Annotated in this window: 11 protein-coding genes and 1 pseudogene; 5 read left to right on the top strand and 7 right to left on the bottom strand. The window is 70.6% G+C overall.

What is annotated here, in order from left to right; all coding sequences use genetic code 11:
- Window positions 1-108 precede the first annotated feature (108 nt).
- The 7 genes from QQM67_RS04865 to QQM67_RS04835 form a co-directional block, all read right to left on the bottom strand.
- Window positions 109-1446, bottom strand: coding sequence for a hemolysin family protein (locus QQM67_RS04865; RefSeq protein WP_314172336.1), 1338 nt, complete (start codon window positions 1444-1446; stop codon window positions 109-111).
- Window positions 1443-1943 carry an rRNA maturation RNase YbeY gene (gene ybeY, locus QQM67_RS04860; RefSeq protein ID WP_314172335.1) on the bottom strand — a complete coding sequence of 167 codons (501 nt, stop codon included), beginning with the start codon at window positions 1941-1943 and terminating at the stop codon, window positions 1443-1445. The genes QQM67_RS04865 and ybeY overlap by 4 nt, the downstream gene beginning before the upstream one ends.
- A 10-nt stretch (window positions 1944-1953) precedes the next feature.
- Window positions 1954-4173: a PhoH family protein gene (locus QQM67_RS04855; RefSeq protein ID WP_314172334.1), complete on the bottom strand. Its 2220-nt coding sequence runs from the start codon at window positions 4171-4173 to the stop codon at window positions 1954-1956.
- 200 nt (window positions 4174-4373) lie between these two features.
- Window positions 4374-5843 (bottom strand): PfkB family carbohydrate kinase, encoded by a 1470-nt coding sequence (locus QQM67_RS04850; protein ID WP_399065299.1) that lies wholly within the window; start codon window positions 5841-5843, stop codon window positions 4374-4376.
- Between the two features lie 600 nt (window positions 5844-6443).
- Window positions 6444-7187, bottom strand: coding sequence for an SAM-dependent methyltransferase (locus tag QQM67_RS04845; RefSeq protein ID WP_314172332.1), 744 nt, complete (start codon window positions 7185-7187; stop codon window positions 6444-6446).
- Between the two features lie 97 nt (window positions 7188-7284).
- Window positions 7285-8370, bottom strand: a complete 1086-nt coding sequence (locus QQM67_RS04840; protein WP_314172331.1) for an S-(hydroxymethyl)mycothiol dehydrogenase — start codon at window positions 8368-8370, stop codon at window positions 7285-7287.
- Between the two features lie 397 nt (window positions 8371-8767).
- Complete coding sequence (locus QQM67_RS04835) at window positions 8768-9310, bottom strand: CGNR zinc finger domain-containing protein (RefSeq protein WP_314172974.1); 543 nt, start codon at window positions 9308-9310, stop codon at window positions 8768-8770.
- A gap of 126 nt (window positions 9311-9436) precedes the next feature.
- Between QQM67_RS04835 and QQM67_RS04830 the strand changes: the two genes are divergently transcribed.
- The 5 genes and pseudogenes from QQM67_RS04830 to QQM67_RS04805 all read left to right on the top strand — a co-directional run bounded on the left by QQM67_RS04830 (window position 9437) and on the right by QQM67_RS04805 (window position 14775).
- Entirely contained in the window at window positions 9437-10318 is an 882-nt protein-coding gene (locus tag QQM67_RS04830) for an alpha/beta fold hydrolase (RefSeq protein WP_314172330.1), read from the top strand.
- Window positions 10319-10710: 392 nt separating this feature from the next.
- Entirely contained in the window at window positions 10711-11811 is a 1101-nt protein-coding gene (locus QQM67_RS04825; RefSeq protein ID WP_314172329.1) for an NAD-dependent epimerase/dehydratase family protein, read from the top strand.
- A 969-nt stretch (window positions 11812-12780) separates the two neighbouring features.
- Entirely contained in the window at window positions 12781-13335 is a 555-nt protein-coding gene (locus QQM67_RS04815) for a hypothetical protein (protein ID WP_314172328.1), read from the top strand.
- Between the two features lie 51 nt (window positions 13336-13386).
- Window positions 13387-13533: pseudogene (locus tag QQM67_RS04810) on the top strand (IS481 family transposase); the annotation flags it as partial.
- Window positions 13534-13923: 390 nt separating this feature from the next.
- Window positions 13924-14775, top strand: a complete 852-nt coding sequence (locus tag QQM67_RS04805; protein ID WP_314172327.1) for an HAD family acid phosphatase — start codon at window positions 13924-13926, stop codon at window positions 14773-14775.
- Window positions 14776-14778 lie beyond the last annotated feature (3 nt).

The raw sequence follows: 14778 nt of genomic DNA, 5'->3' as shown, positions 1-14778 counted from the left end.
AACGCCGGTGCGGGCGCGCGCCGCGCCCCGGTGCTGCGAGCCGCAGGAATCCCCACCCAAGCGCGGGCGGCAGCCCGTTCCGGCCGCGGATTCCCGGCCGCAGGCCGGTCACGCGTTGGCCGGCTCGTCGGTGGAGGACTCGTCGGCGTCCTCCGCGGAGCGCACCGGCTCGACCAGCACCGTGACGATCCTGTTCCGCCGCCCCGCCGGCGCCTCCGCAGTCAGCCGCAGCGCCGTCAGCGTCGGATCGGAGCGGTCCTCGGTGACGTCGACCGTGGCCGTCGCGCCCGCGATGGGCACGCGGCCGAGCGACTTCGCGAGCAGGCCGCCGACCGTCTCCACGTCCTCGTCGTCGAGGCCCACCAGGTCGTACAGCTCGCCCAGATCGCCGATGTCGAGCCGGGCGGTGACGCGGTAGCGGCCCTCGCCCAGATCCTCCACGGGCGGCAGCTCACGGTCGTACTCGTCGGTGATCTCGCCGACGATCTCCTCCAGGATGTCCTCGATGGTCACGATCCCGGCCGTGCCGCCGTACTCGTCGATGACGACGGCGACGTGGATGCGGTCCTGCTGCATCTCGCGCAGCAGATCACCCGCGTTCTTCGTGTCCGGCACGAACGTCGCCGGACGCATCGCCGTCGAGACCAGCTCGGTCTCCGCCTCGCGGCTGATGTGCACCCTGCGCGCCAGGTCCTTGAGATAGACGATGCCGACGACGTCGTCCTCGCTCTCGCCCACCACGGGGACGCGCGAGAAGCCGGAGCGCAGCGCGAGAGTCAGCGCCTGTCTTATCGTCTTGAACCGCTCGATGGTGATCAAGTCGGTGCGCGGCACCATCACTTCGCGCACGATCGTGTCGCCGAGCTGGAAGACGGAGTGCACCATCTTCCGCTCGTCGGCCTCGATCAGGGACTCCTGCTCGGCCAGGTCGACCATGGCGCGCAGCTCCGCCTCGCTCGCGAACGGGCCCTTGCGGAACCCCTTTCCGGGCGTGAGCGCGTTGCCCAGGAGGATCAGCAGCTGCGGCACGGGGCCGAGGATGCGCACCAGCGGAACCAGCACGTACGAGGCGGCCGTCGCCGTGTTCAGCGGGTGCTGCCGTCCGATGGTCCGCGGCGAGACCCCGATGGCGACATAGCTCACCAGCACCATCACGCCCATCGCGACCGCCAGCGCCTCCCACGTCTCCGCGAAGACCCGCAGGGACGTGTACGTCACCAGCACGCCGGACGCGACCTCGCACGCCACCCGCACCAGCAGCGCCAGATTGAGGTAGCGCGTCGGGTCGGCCGCCACGACCGCGAGCCGTTCCGCGCCCCGGCGGCCCTGCCGGACCGCCTCCTCCGCGCGGTAGCTCGTCGTACGAGCCAGGCCCGCCTCGGCGCAGGCCGCCAGCCAGGCGACGACGACCAACAGGACCGCCGCCGCGATCAGTTGCGCGGTCACGACGTCGTGGTGGGGGCGGGAGAAGGCCCCGTCAGACCGCGCTCAGCGCGCCAGCCGTCCAGGATCGCCGACTGAAGGCCGAACATCTCGGCCTTGTCAGCGGCCTCCTCGTGGTCGTAACCCAGCAGATGCAGCAGGCCGTGGACGGTCAGCAGCTGAAGCTCCTCGTCCATCGAGTGCTGCGTCGGGGCGTCGGCTCCCTGCCGCTCGGCGACCTCGGGACACAGGACGATGTCGCCGAGCAGGCCCGGCGGCGGCTCCTCCTCGTCGCGCACGGGCGGGCGCAGCTCGTCCATCGGGAACGACATCACGTCCGTGGGGCCGGGCAGATCCATCCACTGGATGTGGAGCTGCTCCATCGCGTCGGCGTCGACGACGATCACCGAGAGCTCCGAGAGCGGATGGATGCGCATGCGGGTCAGGGAATAGCGGGCGATGTCGAGGAGCGCCTGCTCGTCGACCGTGCGCCCGGACTCGTTGTTGACGTCGATCGTCATGGGGCGCGGATCAGTGCTTTCCGTGTCCATGGCCGTGGCCCTGACGGTCGCCGCCCTGTCTGCCGCCGCCGCTGCCGCCCGTGCCGGGGCCGCCCGAGGGGCCGCGGGCGGCCCCGTCCGCGGCGGCGTCGCCGTTCCGTACGTCGTAGCGCTCGTACGCGTCGACGATGCGGCTGACCAGCTTGTGCCGCACCACGTCGGAGCTGTCGAGCATGCTGAAGTGCACGTCGTCCACGCCGTCCAGGATCTCCCGCACCTGCCGCAGTCCGCTCTTCGTGCCGCCCGGCAGGTCGACCTGGGTGACGTCCCCGGTGATCACGATCTTCGAGTCGAAGCCGAGGCGGGTCAGGAACATCTTCATCTGCTCGGGGTTGGTGTTCTGCGCCTCGTCGAGAATGATGAACGCGTCATTGAGGGTGTTGTGCGTCAGCAGGTAGTCCTCGGTGACGTAGAGCGAGTCCTCCGCGGCCACCTGGATGCAGACCGCCTCTTCGCGGCCGGCCGGCTCGATATTGTCGATGAACCGCATCGGACGTCCGCCACCCCCTGCCGCGAGGTACTTGTCCCGCTTGCGGGCGAGACGGAAGGGCTCGATCCCCTCGGGGAGCCGGATGTCCACGACGTGAGCGTCGTGCCGGTAGCCGACATCCCGACCCCTGACGCGCCCGGGAGCGCGGCCTTCGGCCGCCCTGCGCCGGGTGTAAGCCACTCCGCCGAGGGACTGGACGAGCGAGACGACATCGTCGCGCAGCAGGATCGACGTGGTCGTGTACTGGATCCGGCAGGTCCGGTCGGCCTGGACCACCGGGCCCCCGTCGGAGTCGAGCAGCCCCTGGAGCAACGCAAGCCGGACATCAGCGGAGTTCTGCAGGTAGGCATCCGGCACGAGCTTTGTGTTCGAGCGGCTGCCCAGCAGATCCAGCTTCCGCATCACACCTGTGACCGGGTTCTCCAGGGTCACCACATCCCCTGGCTCCTTGATCCGGTTCAGGACGTAGTTCGGCCCGGTCCTGTGCCGGACTGCGACACCCGGCAGCGAGGTCTCCAGAGCCTGGGCGAGTTCAGGGTCGGCAGTGGAGAACGACGGGGTGGTGGAGCCGGTGAGGCATCCGTCGCCGAGCAGAAGCCCCATGGCATAGGGATCCATCGGCACTTCCTGCGCGGGGAACTCGGCAGGGGCGGTGAGCAGCGGCAGTTCGTACCGACGGGCATGCGCGGCACGGAGCTTGCCGATCATCTCCTTGGTCTTAAGAACCCTCCACGGCCGGTCGCGACGCCGGTCGGAAGCCGTGCGGACCGTCCACAGGTGCTCACCGCAGCACAACGTCCAGGAACCGTCCTGTGCGGTGACGCGGTAGATGTCCTTCTCCCCCTGCGGATACACCCCGAGCACCGGCGTCGGTGCACCGTCCGACCCGGTGACCATGTCGCCCACCTGGAGCTCCCCGATGGGACGCCAGCCGTCGGGCGTCATGACCTTGGTGAAGACGGGCTGGGCCCTGCCCCGCATATAGGCCAGCGGCGCGACCTCGATCGTCCCGGCGGCCATCAGGCGCGGGATGGAGTCGGGGTCGAGCATGTCGTGCAGCGCGTCGTAGAGCGGGCGCAGGTAGGGGTCGATCTTCTCGTAGAGCGTGCCGGGCAGGAAGCCGAGCCGCTCCCCCGCCTCGACGGCGGGCCTGGTCAGGATGATCCTGTTGACCTGCTTGGACTGGAGGGCCTGAACGGCCTTGGCCATCGCGAGGTAGGTCTTGCCGGTGCCGGCGGGGCCGATGCCGAAGACGACGGTGTGCTTGTCGATCGCGTCCACATACCGCTTCTGGTTCAGCGTCTTGGGACGGATGGTGCGGCCGCGGTTGGAGAGGATGTTCTGCGTGAGCACCTCGGCCGGGGTCTCGCTCGCGCCGCCCGTGCCCTCCTGCTGGTCGCGGAGCATCGAGATGGAGCGCTCGACAGCGTCTTCCGTCATGGGCTGGCCCGTGCGCAGGACCAGCATCATCTCGTCGAAGAGGCGCTGGATGAGATCGACTTCCGTGGCCTCGCCGGACGCGCTGATCTCGTTGCCGCGCACGTGGATGTCGGCGGCGGGGAACGCCTGCTCGATCACGCGCAACAGGGAGTCACCGGAGCCCAGCACGGTCACCATCGGGTGCTTGGCCGGAACGGTGAAGCGGGCCGTGGCCTGAGGTGCCTTCGAGGAGCCCGCCTGATTCGTCGTTGTCTGCGTCATGGGTGACCCGGTCGGGCCTTCCTCATCCCTCTCTGTCTCTCCTGGCGATTGGCTTTCAAGAATACGACGCGGCACTGACAAGCCAGAACGTGATTTCGGTACCGGGAAGATCGGTTCGCGGGAGATCGGTACCGAGGGAGAACGGAGGGCCGCAGCGCGCGGGCGGCAGGCGGCCCGTGCCGCCGCCGGGGGCCGCGCTCCTACGCTTCCGGGGCGGTGCGTCCGAAGCCGATCGTGGGGAGCGCGCGGCGCCGGGGGGCCGGGCCGTGGCAGCCGGTGAGGACCGCGTCCAGGAAGGCGTACCTGCTGCGGCTCCCGCCGTCGCCGCCGTTGTGCGCGCGGTCGTGGCCGCCGTCGTACGGGCTCTCGTACGCGCTCTCGTCGTACGGGCTCTCGTCGTACGGGCTCTCGCCGCTCGGGACGGTTCCGGCCCGCGGGCAGGGGCGGCGCTCCGACGCCCGCGCGTGCTCCCGCCACGCCGCGATCTCGGACCAGCCCGGCGCGGACAGCGACCCCCCGAACTCCTGGACGGAGAGCGCGGCCGTGAGCCCCGCGAAGGCCAGCCGGTCCGCGAGGGGCCAGCCGGCGAGGGAGCCCATGACGAAGCCCGCGACGAAGACGTCACCGGCGCCCGTGGTGTCGAGGGCGTCGACGGGGATGCCGGGGACCTCCACGGCCTCGCCGGTACGGCCGTCCACGGCGCAGCAGCCCCGGGCCCCGAGCGTGACGACGGCCAGCGGAACGCGCTCGCTGAGCGCACGGGCGGCGGCGCGCGGACAGTCGGTGCCCGTGTAGCGCATGGCCTCCTCGGCGTTGGGCAGGAACGCCTCGCAGTGCTCCAGGTCGGGCAGGGCGCCGAGGTCCCAGCGACCCGTCTCGTCCCAGGCCACGCAGGCGAAGACGCGGCTGCCGCGGCGGGCGGCGGTGGCGATCCACTCCTGGCGCTCCCCTGGCACAAGGGACGCCACGCAGGCGCGGGCCGCGGGCGGGCAGCCGGGGGCCTCGGGGTCGATCGGCGGGGTCCCTCTCGCTCCGCCTCCGGGCTTCTCGCCGCGGCGCGGGGAGGGAGCGGGCCCTGTGAGCGGAGCCGAGGGGGCGGTCTCGCGGGGCGGCGCCTCGTGTCCGTGGGAGACCATCGTGCGCTCGCCCTCGTACGCCATGGAGACGGTCACCGGCGAGTGCCAGCCGGGGACGGTGTGGGACAGCGTGAGGTCGATGCCTTCGCCCATGCCGAGGGCCTCGCGGCAGTAGTCGCCGTACATGTCGTCGCCGAAGGCCGCGGCGAGGGACGTGCGCAGTCCGAGCCGCGCCAGGGCGGTCGCCATGTTGGCCACGCCACCGGGGCTGGAGCCCATGCCGCGGGCCCACGACTCGGTGCCGCGCACGGGTGCGGAGTCGAGGCCCGTGAAGATGATGTCGAGGAACACCGTTCCGGCCAGATAGACGTCGCAGGCCGGGTCGCCGGGGGCGCGGAGCGCGGCCAGCGGGTCGAAGGGGTGCGGTTGCGGCGGCAGGGTGCCGTGGGGCGGCACGGAACGCCCGGATTCCGGGCCCGAGTCCGGCTCCGATTCCGGAACCGGGCCCTGCGCCTGCCCGGGTTCCGGCTCCCGGCCGCGCCCTGGCTCGGCCCCGGGGACCGGCCCGCGCTCGGGCCCGGGTCGGCCCCGCATCGGTCCCGGCTCTGGGTTCGGTCCCGGCTCCGCGGCGGGGACCGGCCCCGGTTCCGGAACCGGACCCTGCGCCGGCCCGGGTTCCTGGTTCGGCCCTGGTTCCGCGGCGGGTGCGGAACCGGGCCCCGGTGCCGCACCCTGGCGGCCGGGCTCTGGGCCCTGCCGCGGACCTTGTTCCGGCTCTGGTTCCCACTCCCGCCCGCGCACCGGTCCTGGTTCCGGATTCGTCCCCGGCTCCGCCTCAGCCGTCCCGGGGACCGGCCCGCGCTCGGGCCCGGGTCGGCCCTGCTTCTTGCCCGCGCCCGCGCTCACCCTGGACTCCTTCTGCACCTGTACGGCTTCGAGTGGTGTCTCCGGTGTACCGCGCGGCTCGGGCATCGGGCCAACCAGGTCGCCCGCTCGTGGGCGCGGACGGGGTGGACACCGGTGCGGGCCCTCCGGCCTCCGCCGGGCAGGCCGGGGCCCACCGGCGCGGCCTCGGCCCGGGCCGCGGACGGCCCGTCCGGTCCCGTCCGGACCCGTCCGGACCTACGCCCGGCGATACGGGCGCGCGCGACCCGGCAGCCAGGCGGGGTGGGCCACCCCCGCCGGACGTACCCCTCAGAGAGCCGGCCGCAGGACGAACGCGCCCCAGCCCAGCAGATCGCGTCCGTAAGCGAGATGGCACGTCCGCGCGTGACGGACGAAGTCCCGCATGTCCGGGGCGTCCGGGTGTCCGGGATGTGCGCGCAGCCAGTCGCTGACCGTGCGCCACTGGGAGGCGGCGTACCGGTCCCAGCTGTCGGGGTCCGCGAGGACCATCTCGACCAGTTCGAGACCGGCCTCCTCGAAGCGCTCGTTCGTACCGGCGAGGCTCGCGAAGTCGTCGGGCTCCAAGTCCAGCGCGCCGCACGCCTCTTCGGACGGTTCCGAGCGCCTGTAGACCTCGCCGACGACGAGCGTGCCGTCCGGGCGCAGCGCGCGCCGCATCAGCTCCAGCGTGCCCGCGAGACCGCCGCCGATCCAGGTGGCGCCGAGGCAGGAGACCAGGTCGTAGCCGCCGGGTTCGGCCTCGTACGCCGCGGCGTCGGCCCGCTCGAAGCGCAGCCGGTCCGCCACTCCCAGCTCGTCCGCCCGCTTACGGGCCGCGTCGAGGAAGACCTCGCTGATGTCGACGCCGACGCCCGTGGTGCCGTGATCGCGGGCCCACGTCGAGAGCAACTCGCCCTTGCCGCACGCGAGATCGAGTTGGCCGGCGCCGGGCCGCGGGCGCGTCACCTCCCCGAGCAGCCGCAGCTTCTCGTCCGTGAGGGGATTGAGGATGCGGTTGCCTGCTTCGGCGATCTCGTGGTGGCGCAGTGACATGGGCTTCCCTTCGGTGCGTACGGGCGGAACCCTGCCCGTACGCACCCGGGCCGCGCAACGCGGATTCCTCCGCGCCACCGCACACGGCCCCTTCGCGTCAGAACTCCACCACGGAGCGCAGGACGTCCCCCGCGTGCATGCGGTCGAAGGCCTGCTCGACCTCGTCGAGGGCGATCCGCTCCGTCACGAACTTCTCCAGGGGCAGGCGCCCTTGCTTGTGCAGGTCGATGAGCATCGGGAAGTCGCGGGACGGCAGACAGTCGCCGTACCAGGAGGACTTGAGCGCGCCGCCGCGTCCGAAGACGTCCAGCAGGGGCAGTTCGAGGCGCATCTCGGGCGTCGGCACTCCGACCAGCACGACGGTGCCGGCCAGATCCCGGGCGTAGAAGGCCTGTTCGTACGTTTCGGGGCGGCCGACCGCCTCGATGACGACGTCCGCGCCGAATCCGCCGGTCAGCTCCCTGATCGCCTCGACCGGGTCGGTCGCGCTGGAGTCGACGGTGTGGGTCGCCCCCATGGACTCGGCCTGCCTGAGCTTGCGTTCGTCGATGTCGACGGCGATCACGCGGGCCGCTCCGGCCAGCCGCGCGCCGACGACGGCCGCGTCACCGACACCACCGCATCCGATGACCGCGACGGTGTCGCCGCGCCCCACCTGGCCGGTGTTGACGGCGGCCCCGATGCCGGCCATGACGCCGCAGCCGAGCAGCCCCGCGACCGCGGGTGAGACCTCCGGGTCGACCTTGGTGCACTGGCCCGCGGCCACCAGCGTCTTCTCGGCGAAGGCGCCGATGCCGAGGGCCGGGGAGAGTTCGGTGCCCCCGGCGAGGGTCATCGGCTGACCCGCGTTGTGCGTGTCGAAGCAGTACCAGGGGCGCCCGCGGGAGCAGGCGCGGCACTGGCCGCACACCGCACGCCAGTTGAGGATCACGAAGTCGCCGGGCTCGACCTCGGTCGTGCCCGCGCCGACGGACTCGACGACGCCCGCGGCCTCGTGGCCGAGGAGGAAGGGGAAGTCGTCGCTGATTCCGCCCTGTTTGTAGTGCAGATCGGTGTGGCAGACGCCGCACGCCTGGACCCGTACCACGGCCTCGCCGGGACCGGGGTCCGGCACCACGACGGTCTCCACGCGCACCGGTTCGTCCTTGCCCGGCGCGATGACGCCGCGCACCTCCTGTGACATCCGGACCCTCCGTACTCGGCCCGCGCTCACCCCGTCGTGACCGCGGATTGTCGGTTGCGCCCAACTGTGCCCGCCCGGGAGGCGAACCGTCGACCATGCGTGGGCCCGGTGTTGCGGGCTGTCGCCGTTCGGCAAAGTGCGTGTCCCTGGCAAGGCAGCGGATTGCGATAGGGGCTGGTGATCGGCCGGGGGCTGTCACTGCCGGCCGCGGCCTGGCCCTGCATTTCATCAAGCCGCTACTGGTGCGGACTCTCGTCTCCAGTGGGAGGCCGAGCGGTACGCATCGTCAGCACGGTCACCGACGAGGCGCTCAAGGAAACGAAGCGACCGGCTCCTGCTGGACGTTGACGACGGCCTCTCATCCGAGGTGAGGGGTCCGGCACTTGGGGCCAGATGACTAGGTCCTGTCCGGTGAGTCGCGTTTCCGGCGTGCCCGGTGCTGGGCGACGTTGTGGCGGTTGCCGCAGATCTGGGGGCTGCAGTAGCGGCGGCGTCCGGCGCGGCTGGTGTCCACGAACACCCCCGCGCACTCGGGTGCCGCGCAGTCCCGGAATCGGTGGTGGCCCAGGGCGTGGAGCGAGCCGAGCAGCCCGGCGCCCGTAAGGACCGCCAGTTCGTCTGCGACGCCCGCCTCGGGCGCGGTGCCGACCACCCAGCGCCAACCGTCCGCCGCCGGCACCAAGAGGGGCCCCCGGCCGGCACGTTCGACCAGCGTGTTGGCCCGCTCGACCGCCTCCTGCTCGGTGGGTGCCGCCAGCGCTGCGCGCACCTCCTCGCGCAGCGCGTGCACCTGGGCGAGATCGCGTCGGGTGATCCGGCGGGTACCGGCGGGCTCGACAGCGTGCTCGGCGAGGAAGCGCGCCAGCGCGGCAGGGTCCCCCATCGCCTCACTTGTCCGTAGACGGATCGCCGGTGAGCTGTTCGCCAGAGCCGTGGCCACACCCGCACCAACCGCGTAATCGGAAAAATAGATCTGCACGCCTTACCTCCCGCTGCCGCAACGGCTACGGTAACCGATGTAAGTAGAGAAAGAAGACTTTACCTCTTAGCTCGGAGGCGAGGCCGCATGTCCGCGCACGCTCAGCACGACAGTCCACACACGCCCGACGACAACGTCCGGAGCGATCGGTACGACGAGTGGCAACTTCCCGACCGGATACGAGTCGAGGGCGGAGAGGTCGCCACGGGCGTCTTCGGCCACGGCCCGCCCGTCGTCCTTGTCCACGGCACGCCCGCGTGGTCCTACCTGTGGCGCAAGGTCGTTCCACTGCTCGCCGAACACTGCACGGTGCACGTCTGGGACCTGCTCGGCTTCGGCGACTCACGCCCCGACTCCGGCGTCCGCCCCTCCATCGCCCGACAGGCGGCGACCCTCACCCAACTCGTCGCCCACTGGGGGCTGACGGACCCCGCACTGGTCGGCCACGACATCGGCGGCGGCATCGTGCTCCGCGCCCACCTGCTGCACCGGACCCCTGCACGCCGCCTCGCGCTGCTGGACGCCGCCGTACTGGGGCCGTGGAACACCCCGTTCACGGAGCACCAGCAGCGCCACGCGGAGGCGTACCGCACCATGCCGCACGACGCCTTCACCGACCTGATCACCACACGCTTCCAGTCCGCCACCCACCACCCCATGCCACCCGAAGTCGTCGCCGCGTATCTGCGGCCCTGGGCGGGAACGGCCGGGCAGCACCGCTGGCTCGATCAAGTGGAGAGCGTGAGCTTCGAGGACACCAGAGAGGTCGTCGCCCAGCTGGCCGAGATCTCCGTCCCCACGCTGGTCCTGTGGGGGGAGCGCGACGAGTGGCTCAGTACCGCGACCGCCCGGCGCCTCGCCCGTGCCATCCCGGGGGCCCGACTGGAAACCCTGTCCTCGACGGGGCACTTCCCTGCCGAAGACGCTCCTGAAGAGACCGCCCACGCCCTGCTGCGCCTGCTCAGGTGAAGCGGACCAGGTCGAATCCGGCAGCCCCGTCCCCCCCCCCCGGCGGTCGACCGCCGGAACCACCGTCCCCCGATCACCGGCAGGCACCCAGGGTGGGCCGAGCGACGGAAGGCGAGCCTGTTCACCCGCCGTCGCACGGCGAACCAGGCCAGTCCCGGCAGGCCCAAGGGCGACCAACGACCCTGACGGATCCGAGATTTCGACGGCAACGGACTCCGAGCTCCGCGCCCGTGAACGCCTCTCGTCGGGTCGCATTCCGGCGAACGCCGTCGCCCGCCCGCACCCTCTCCCGTCTGCCTCTCCCGTTCCCCTCCGCTGCTCCAGCCGGGCTCGGTTCCGCGGCGGCCCTTGCGGGTACCCCGGATTGCCCGTCTACGAGCAAGGGAACTCTCATGCCTCTCGATGCTTCATCGGAACGTGCCGGCGACGGTCTGCGGATCGTCGTCGTGGGCGCCACTGGCAATCTGGGAACCAGCGTCGTGCGGGCCCTGGCCGACGACCCACGGATCACCTCGATCCTCGGCATCGCTCGTCGCGTCCCGGTGTGGGAACCGCCCAAGACCACCTGGGCCGCAGCCGACGTGGGACAGGAGGACGCTCAGCACGACCTGACGGAGCTCTTCCGCGGCGCGGATGCCGTCATCCACCTCGCCTGGCTCTTTCAACCCACGCACCGCCCCGTGATCACCTGGCACACCAATGTGCTGGGCAGCCTGCGGGTCTTCCGTGCCGCGGCTGAAGCCGACGTGCCCGCCTTGATCTACTCCTCCTCTGTCGGCGCGTATTCACCCGGTCCCAAGGACCGCACCGTGGCTGAGAGTTGGCCGACCCACGGCTGGCCGGAGGCCGCGTACTGCCGCGAGAAGTCCTATCTCGAACGCTTCCTGGACGGCTACGAGCGCGAGCATCCGGGGATGCGCGTAGTACGCATGCGCCCCGGTTTCCTCTTCAAGACGGAGTCCGCCGCCGAGCAACGCCGTCTGTTCGCCGGCCCCCTGCTGCCGCACCGTTTGGTGCGTCCCGGCGTGGTGCCGTTCGTGCCGGATCTTCCCGGGCTGCGCTTCCAGGCGCTGCACACCGACGACGCCGCTGAAGCCTTCCGGCTCGCCGCCACGGGCTCCGCACGCGGCGCCTTCAATCTCGCCGCCGACCCCGTCGTCGACGCCGGGGTGCTCGCCGGGCTCCTGAACGCCCGTGTCGTACGGATGCCGCTGCGGCCCCTGCGCACCGCACTGGCCACCTCCTGGTACTCCCATCTACTGCCCGCCTCCCCGCAGCTCTTCGACGCGGTACTGCGGCTGCCGCTGATGGACGCGGCGCGCTCACGACAGGAGCTGGGCTGGTCACCGCGGTGGAGGGCGGATGAGGCACTCGGCGCCTTCCTCACAGGACTGCGCAGGGGTGCCGGTATGAACACCCCGCCCCTCGCGCCACGGCTGCCGGGCGGCGGCCGGATGCGGGAGCTGCTGACCGGGGTCGGCCAGCGCCCGTAAACCGGTGGCGGTCGCACGCACGGTGAGCGCCACCGGGAGCTGGGCGCGCTCTGCGGTGGTCTCAACGTCCCTCGGGCCGGCGCTTGTTCATCTTCGAGCGCCCCTCGATCCCGCGCTGCCGTGCCTCGTTGTACAGCTGATCACGGATCGGGCCGCCACCTTGTTGGCAGCGGCATGATGCCCTCCCGTATTCGGAGGTCCATCGGGCAAGCCGCCGTCGGCCTGCGGCAAACGGTGCCGCTTGGTGGGTCGTTCGGCTGTCAGGCGGCGATCGACGCGGTCGTACGGCCTCCCGACCGAGTCGCGGGACTGGTGCTGGTGGGCCCGACCGTCGACGACACCGCCAACCGCCAAGAGGCCGACCGCTCTTGAACCGCCCTCACGAGAAGTAGCAGCGAGATGTTGAGAGTTCTGCGTATGCGTTACGCCCGTGAATCATCCGTCACATTCCCTGCTACGTCGTTGTGGGGCCGTTTCACTCGTTCATTCATTCGTGTGACCGGCGGTAGCAGACGGGAAAGGTAGAGTTCCTGTCACTCAATCCGCTTGATGTCGGTCTGACTCCCTTGAGCGGACGAGTACAGCGGATTGGGCAATTGTCGGCCGATTCTGAGCGGCCTCGGCCGGCACTTCTCGTGTTGACCGAGCGATCTGCTCCGGGATCGGCGGGATGCCGAGCAGGAAGCTCCCCGCTGAGCCTCATACAGCGGGGAGCTTCTTGGCGACGGACCAGCCAGGGAACGATGTTCTCAATTGCCGACGAGTCCCGTCGCCGCTTCGGCCAATGTGTGCCCGGCCTGATTGAGCTGCCGCTTGGCCGTACGAGCCGCTCGTCCGCCCCCTGGCACAACGAGATTAGCGAGCGGGATCAGCGGTCGGCCAGAGCCTGTCCGATGGGACGGTGCCGCTGATCACCATGCGGTCTTGCCGCCGCGCTCTGCTCGACGATGAACAAGGGACCATTGGCGTATGGATCAGGGGAGCGCCGCGGTATGGGCGGCAGGGTTCGGGGTTCTCGGTACGCTCGCTGGCTCGTTGGGCGGGGCGTACTTGCAACGGAAAGCTGCTTTACAGCAGGTTCGCGAGCAGGCCGCCGCGGAGGCACGGGGCCAGCTTCGCGACGAGCGTCGCACCGCCTTCGCCACGGTGCTGGACCGTCTGGACGCAGTGGGCGTCGCCTTGAACCAGATCGTCGAGGCGCGCGCCCAGCCCGACTGGCGCGATGCCGAAGCGGGAGACGAACTGTCCGCCAGGCAACGGGAGGTGTGGGAGCCCGCCGACGCGGCCCTGCGAGCGCTTCGCCGGGCGGCGTGGACGCTCGCGGTCACCGGGCCGGACTCCATGGCCGATCTGGCGACCGAGATACACAAGGCGTCCGCGGCCCGGGTACTTCTCGCGCTCCGGTCCACTGGTGAGTGGGAAGCGGTCCACGCCGAGCTCACTGCAGCCAGAGCGCAGCTCGATGATCTACGCTCGCGATTCATTCAAGGGGCGCAGGCCGTCTTGGTGTCCCCGGAGACCTGAGCGGTTTGATCGCGTTGATCACAGTGCGATGGTCCTTCCACCGGCCGCCCCTACCAACGGCCCTACAGCAGCAACGCCGAACGCACCGCCGCACTCGACAACTTCCTGCACGCCTACAACCATCACCGCTGCCACACAGCGCTCGCAGGCAAGCCACCGATCAGCCGTGTGAACAACGCCCAAGGCCAATACGTCTAGGGCCGACTTCGCGTCGCCGTAAATCAGGTCGCTCAGCTTGACACCACCGACGGATCACGCAGTGCGCGAGCGCTTGTGACGCTCGGGGTCGGCCGTTCGACGAGTTGAAGTTCGCGCTCCGCACCGTGCGTTGGAGCTGTGATGTGGCGGCTGCGTTCCGTCGAGCAGCAGCAATGCAGGCCACCTCGGTCCAGGCTGTTTGTCGCCGTTCGGCAAAGTTCCCGGCAAAGTTCCATCTCCGCGCGTAGAACAGCGGGGCCGGTCTCTGTTAGCTTCCCCCTGCACCACGCCGATGCCCTACGCCCGTGCGCCACCCGGACACCACACCCGGACACCGCGCCGAGGCAGCCCAGCCCGGCCGCACGTGCCGCACCTTCCTTGGAGCCCCCCATGCCGTCTGCCGAAGACACCAGCACACCCCGCCCGTTCACCCTTCTCCGGGGGCGCCGCGCGCTGATCGCGGCCCTCGCCGTCACGGCCGCCCTCACGGGCACCGCGCTCTTCGGCGCGGGCCAGGCGACCGCCGAACGCTCCGCGCCGGGAACGGATCGCGAGATCCCCAACATCGACAAGGTCAAGGAGCAGATCGCCGACTACTACGGCGACATCGAGACCCCCGACGGCGAGCACTACGCCTCCCCGAAGAGCGACTACGCCAAGCAGGTGCGCGGCATCGCGGCCGACATCCAGCGGGATCTGAAGCGCTCGATGGCCAAGGAGGACGAGAAGAAGGGCGACGCGAAGCCGGGCGATCGGCACAAGCCCGCCGTCGTCCTGGACGTCGACGACACCACGCTGCTCACCTACAACTTCGAGCGGCAGATCGGCTACAACTTCGACCCCAAGCTCCAGGACGAGTACCTGCGCACCACCGACATGGACGCGGTGTTCGGCATGAAGAAGCTGGTCAACTGGGCGGACAAGAGCGGCATCACGGTCTTCTTCCTCACCGGCCGCGAGGAGCACCAGCGCGACTGGAGCGTGCGCAACCTGAAGAACGTCGGCTACAAGGCCCCCGTCGACACCAAGCACTTCTACCTCAAGGACAAGGAGCACCCGCCGCCGTACCTGGAGTGCGGTGCGGACTGCACGACGATCGAGTACAAGTCCGGGACGCGCAAGCACATCGAGAAGCAGGGCTTCAGGATCCTCGCCAACGTCGGCGACCAGTTCAGCGACCTCAAGGGCGGCCACGCCGAGCGCACGTACAAGATGCCGAACCCGATGTACTTCCTGCCGTAGAAA

The sequence above is a fragment of the Streptomyces winkii genome (assembly GCF_032248595.1).
Classification (GTDB): Bacteria; Actinomycetota; Actinomycetes; order Streptomycetales; family Streptomycetaceae; genus Streptomyces; species Streptomyces winkii.
Note: the sequence above shows the minus strand (reverse complement) of the source record. Positions and strands in the feature narration are given on the sequence as shown.

Bases quoted from the DNA above. Each gene is read 5' to 3' on its own strand.
- QQM67_RS04845 (WP_314172332.1), bottom strand. From the start codon at position 7,187: ATGTCACTGCGCCACCACGAGATCGCCGAAGCAGGCAACCGCATCCTC.
- QQM67_RS04830 (WP_314172330.1), top strand. From the start codon at position 9,437: ATGTCCGCGCACGCTCAGCACGACAGTCCACACACGCCCGACGACAAC.
- ybeY (WP_314172335.1), bottom strand. From the start codon at position 1,943: ATGACGATCGACGTCAACAACGAGTCCGGGCGCACGGTCGACGAGCAG.
- QQM67_RS04840 (WP_314172331.1), bottom strand. From the start codon at position 8,370: ATGTCACAGGAGGTGCGCGGCGTCATCGCGCCGGGCAAGGACGAACCG.
- QQM67_RS04825 (WP_314172329.1), top strand. From the start codon at position 10,711: ATGCCTCTCGATGCTTCATCGGAACGTGCCGGCGACGGTCTGCGGATC.
- QQM67_RS04815 (WP_314172328.1), top strand. From the start codon at position 12,781: ATGGATCAGGGGAGCGCCGCGGTATGGGCGGCAGGGTTCGGGGTTCTC.
- QQM67_RS04805 (WP_314172327.1), top strand. From the start codon at position 13,924: ATGCCGTCTGCCGAAGACACCAGCACACCCCGCCCGTTCACCCTTCTC.
- QQM67_RS04855 (WP_314172334.1), bottom strand. From the start codon at position 4,173: ATGACGCAGACAACGACGAATCAGGCGGGCTCCTCGAAGGCACCTCAG.
- QQM67_RS04850 (WP_399065299.1), bottom strand. From the start codon at position 5,843: ATGCGGGGCCGACCCGGGCCCGAGCGCGGGCCGGTCCCCGGGGCCGAG.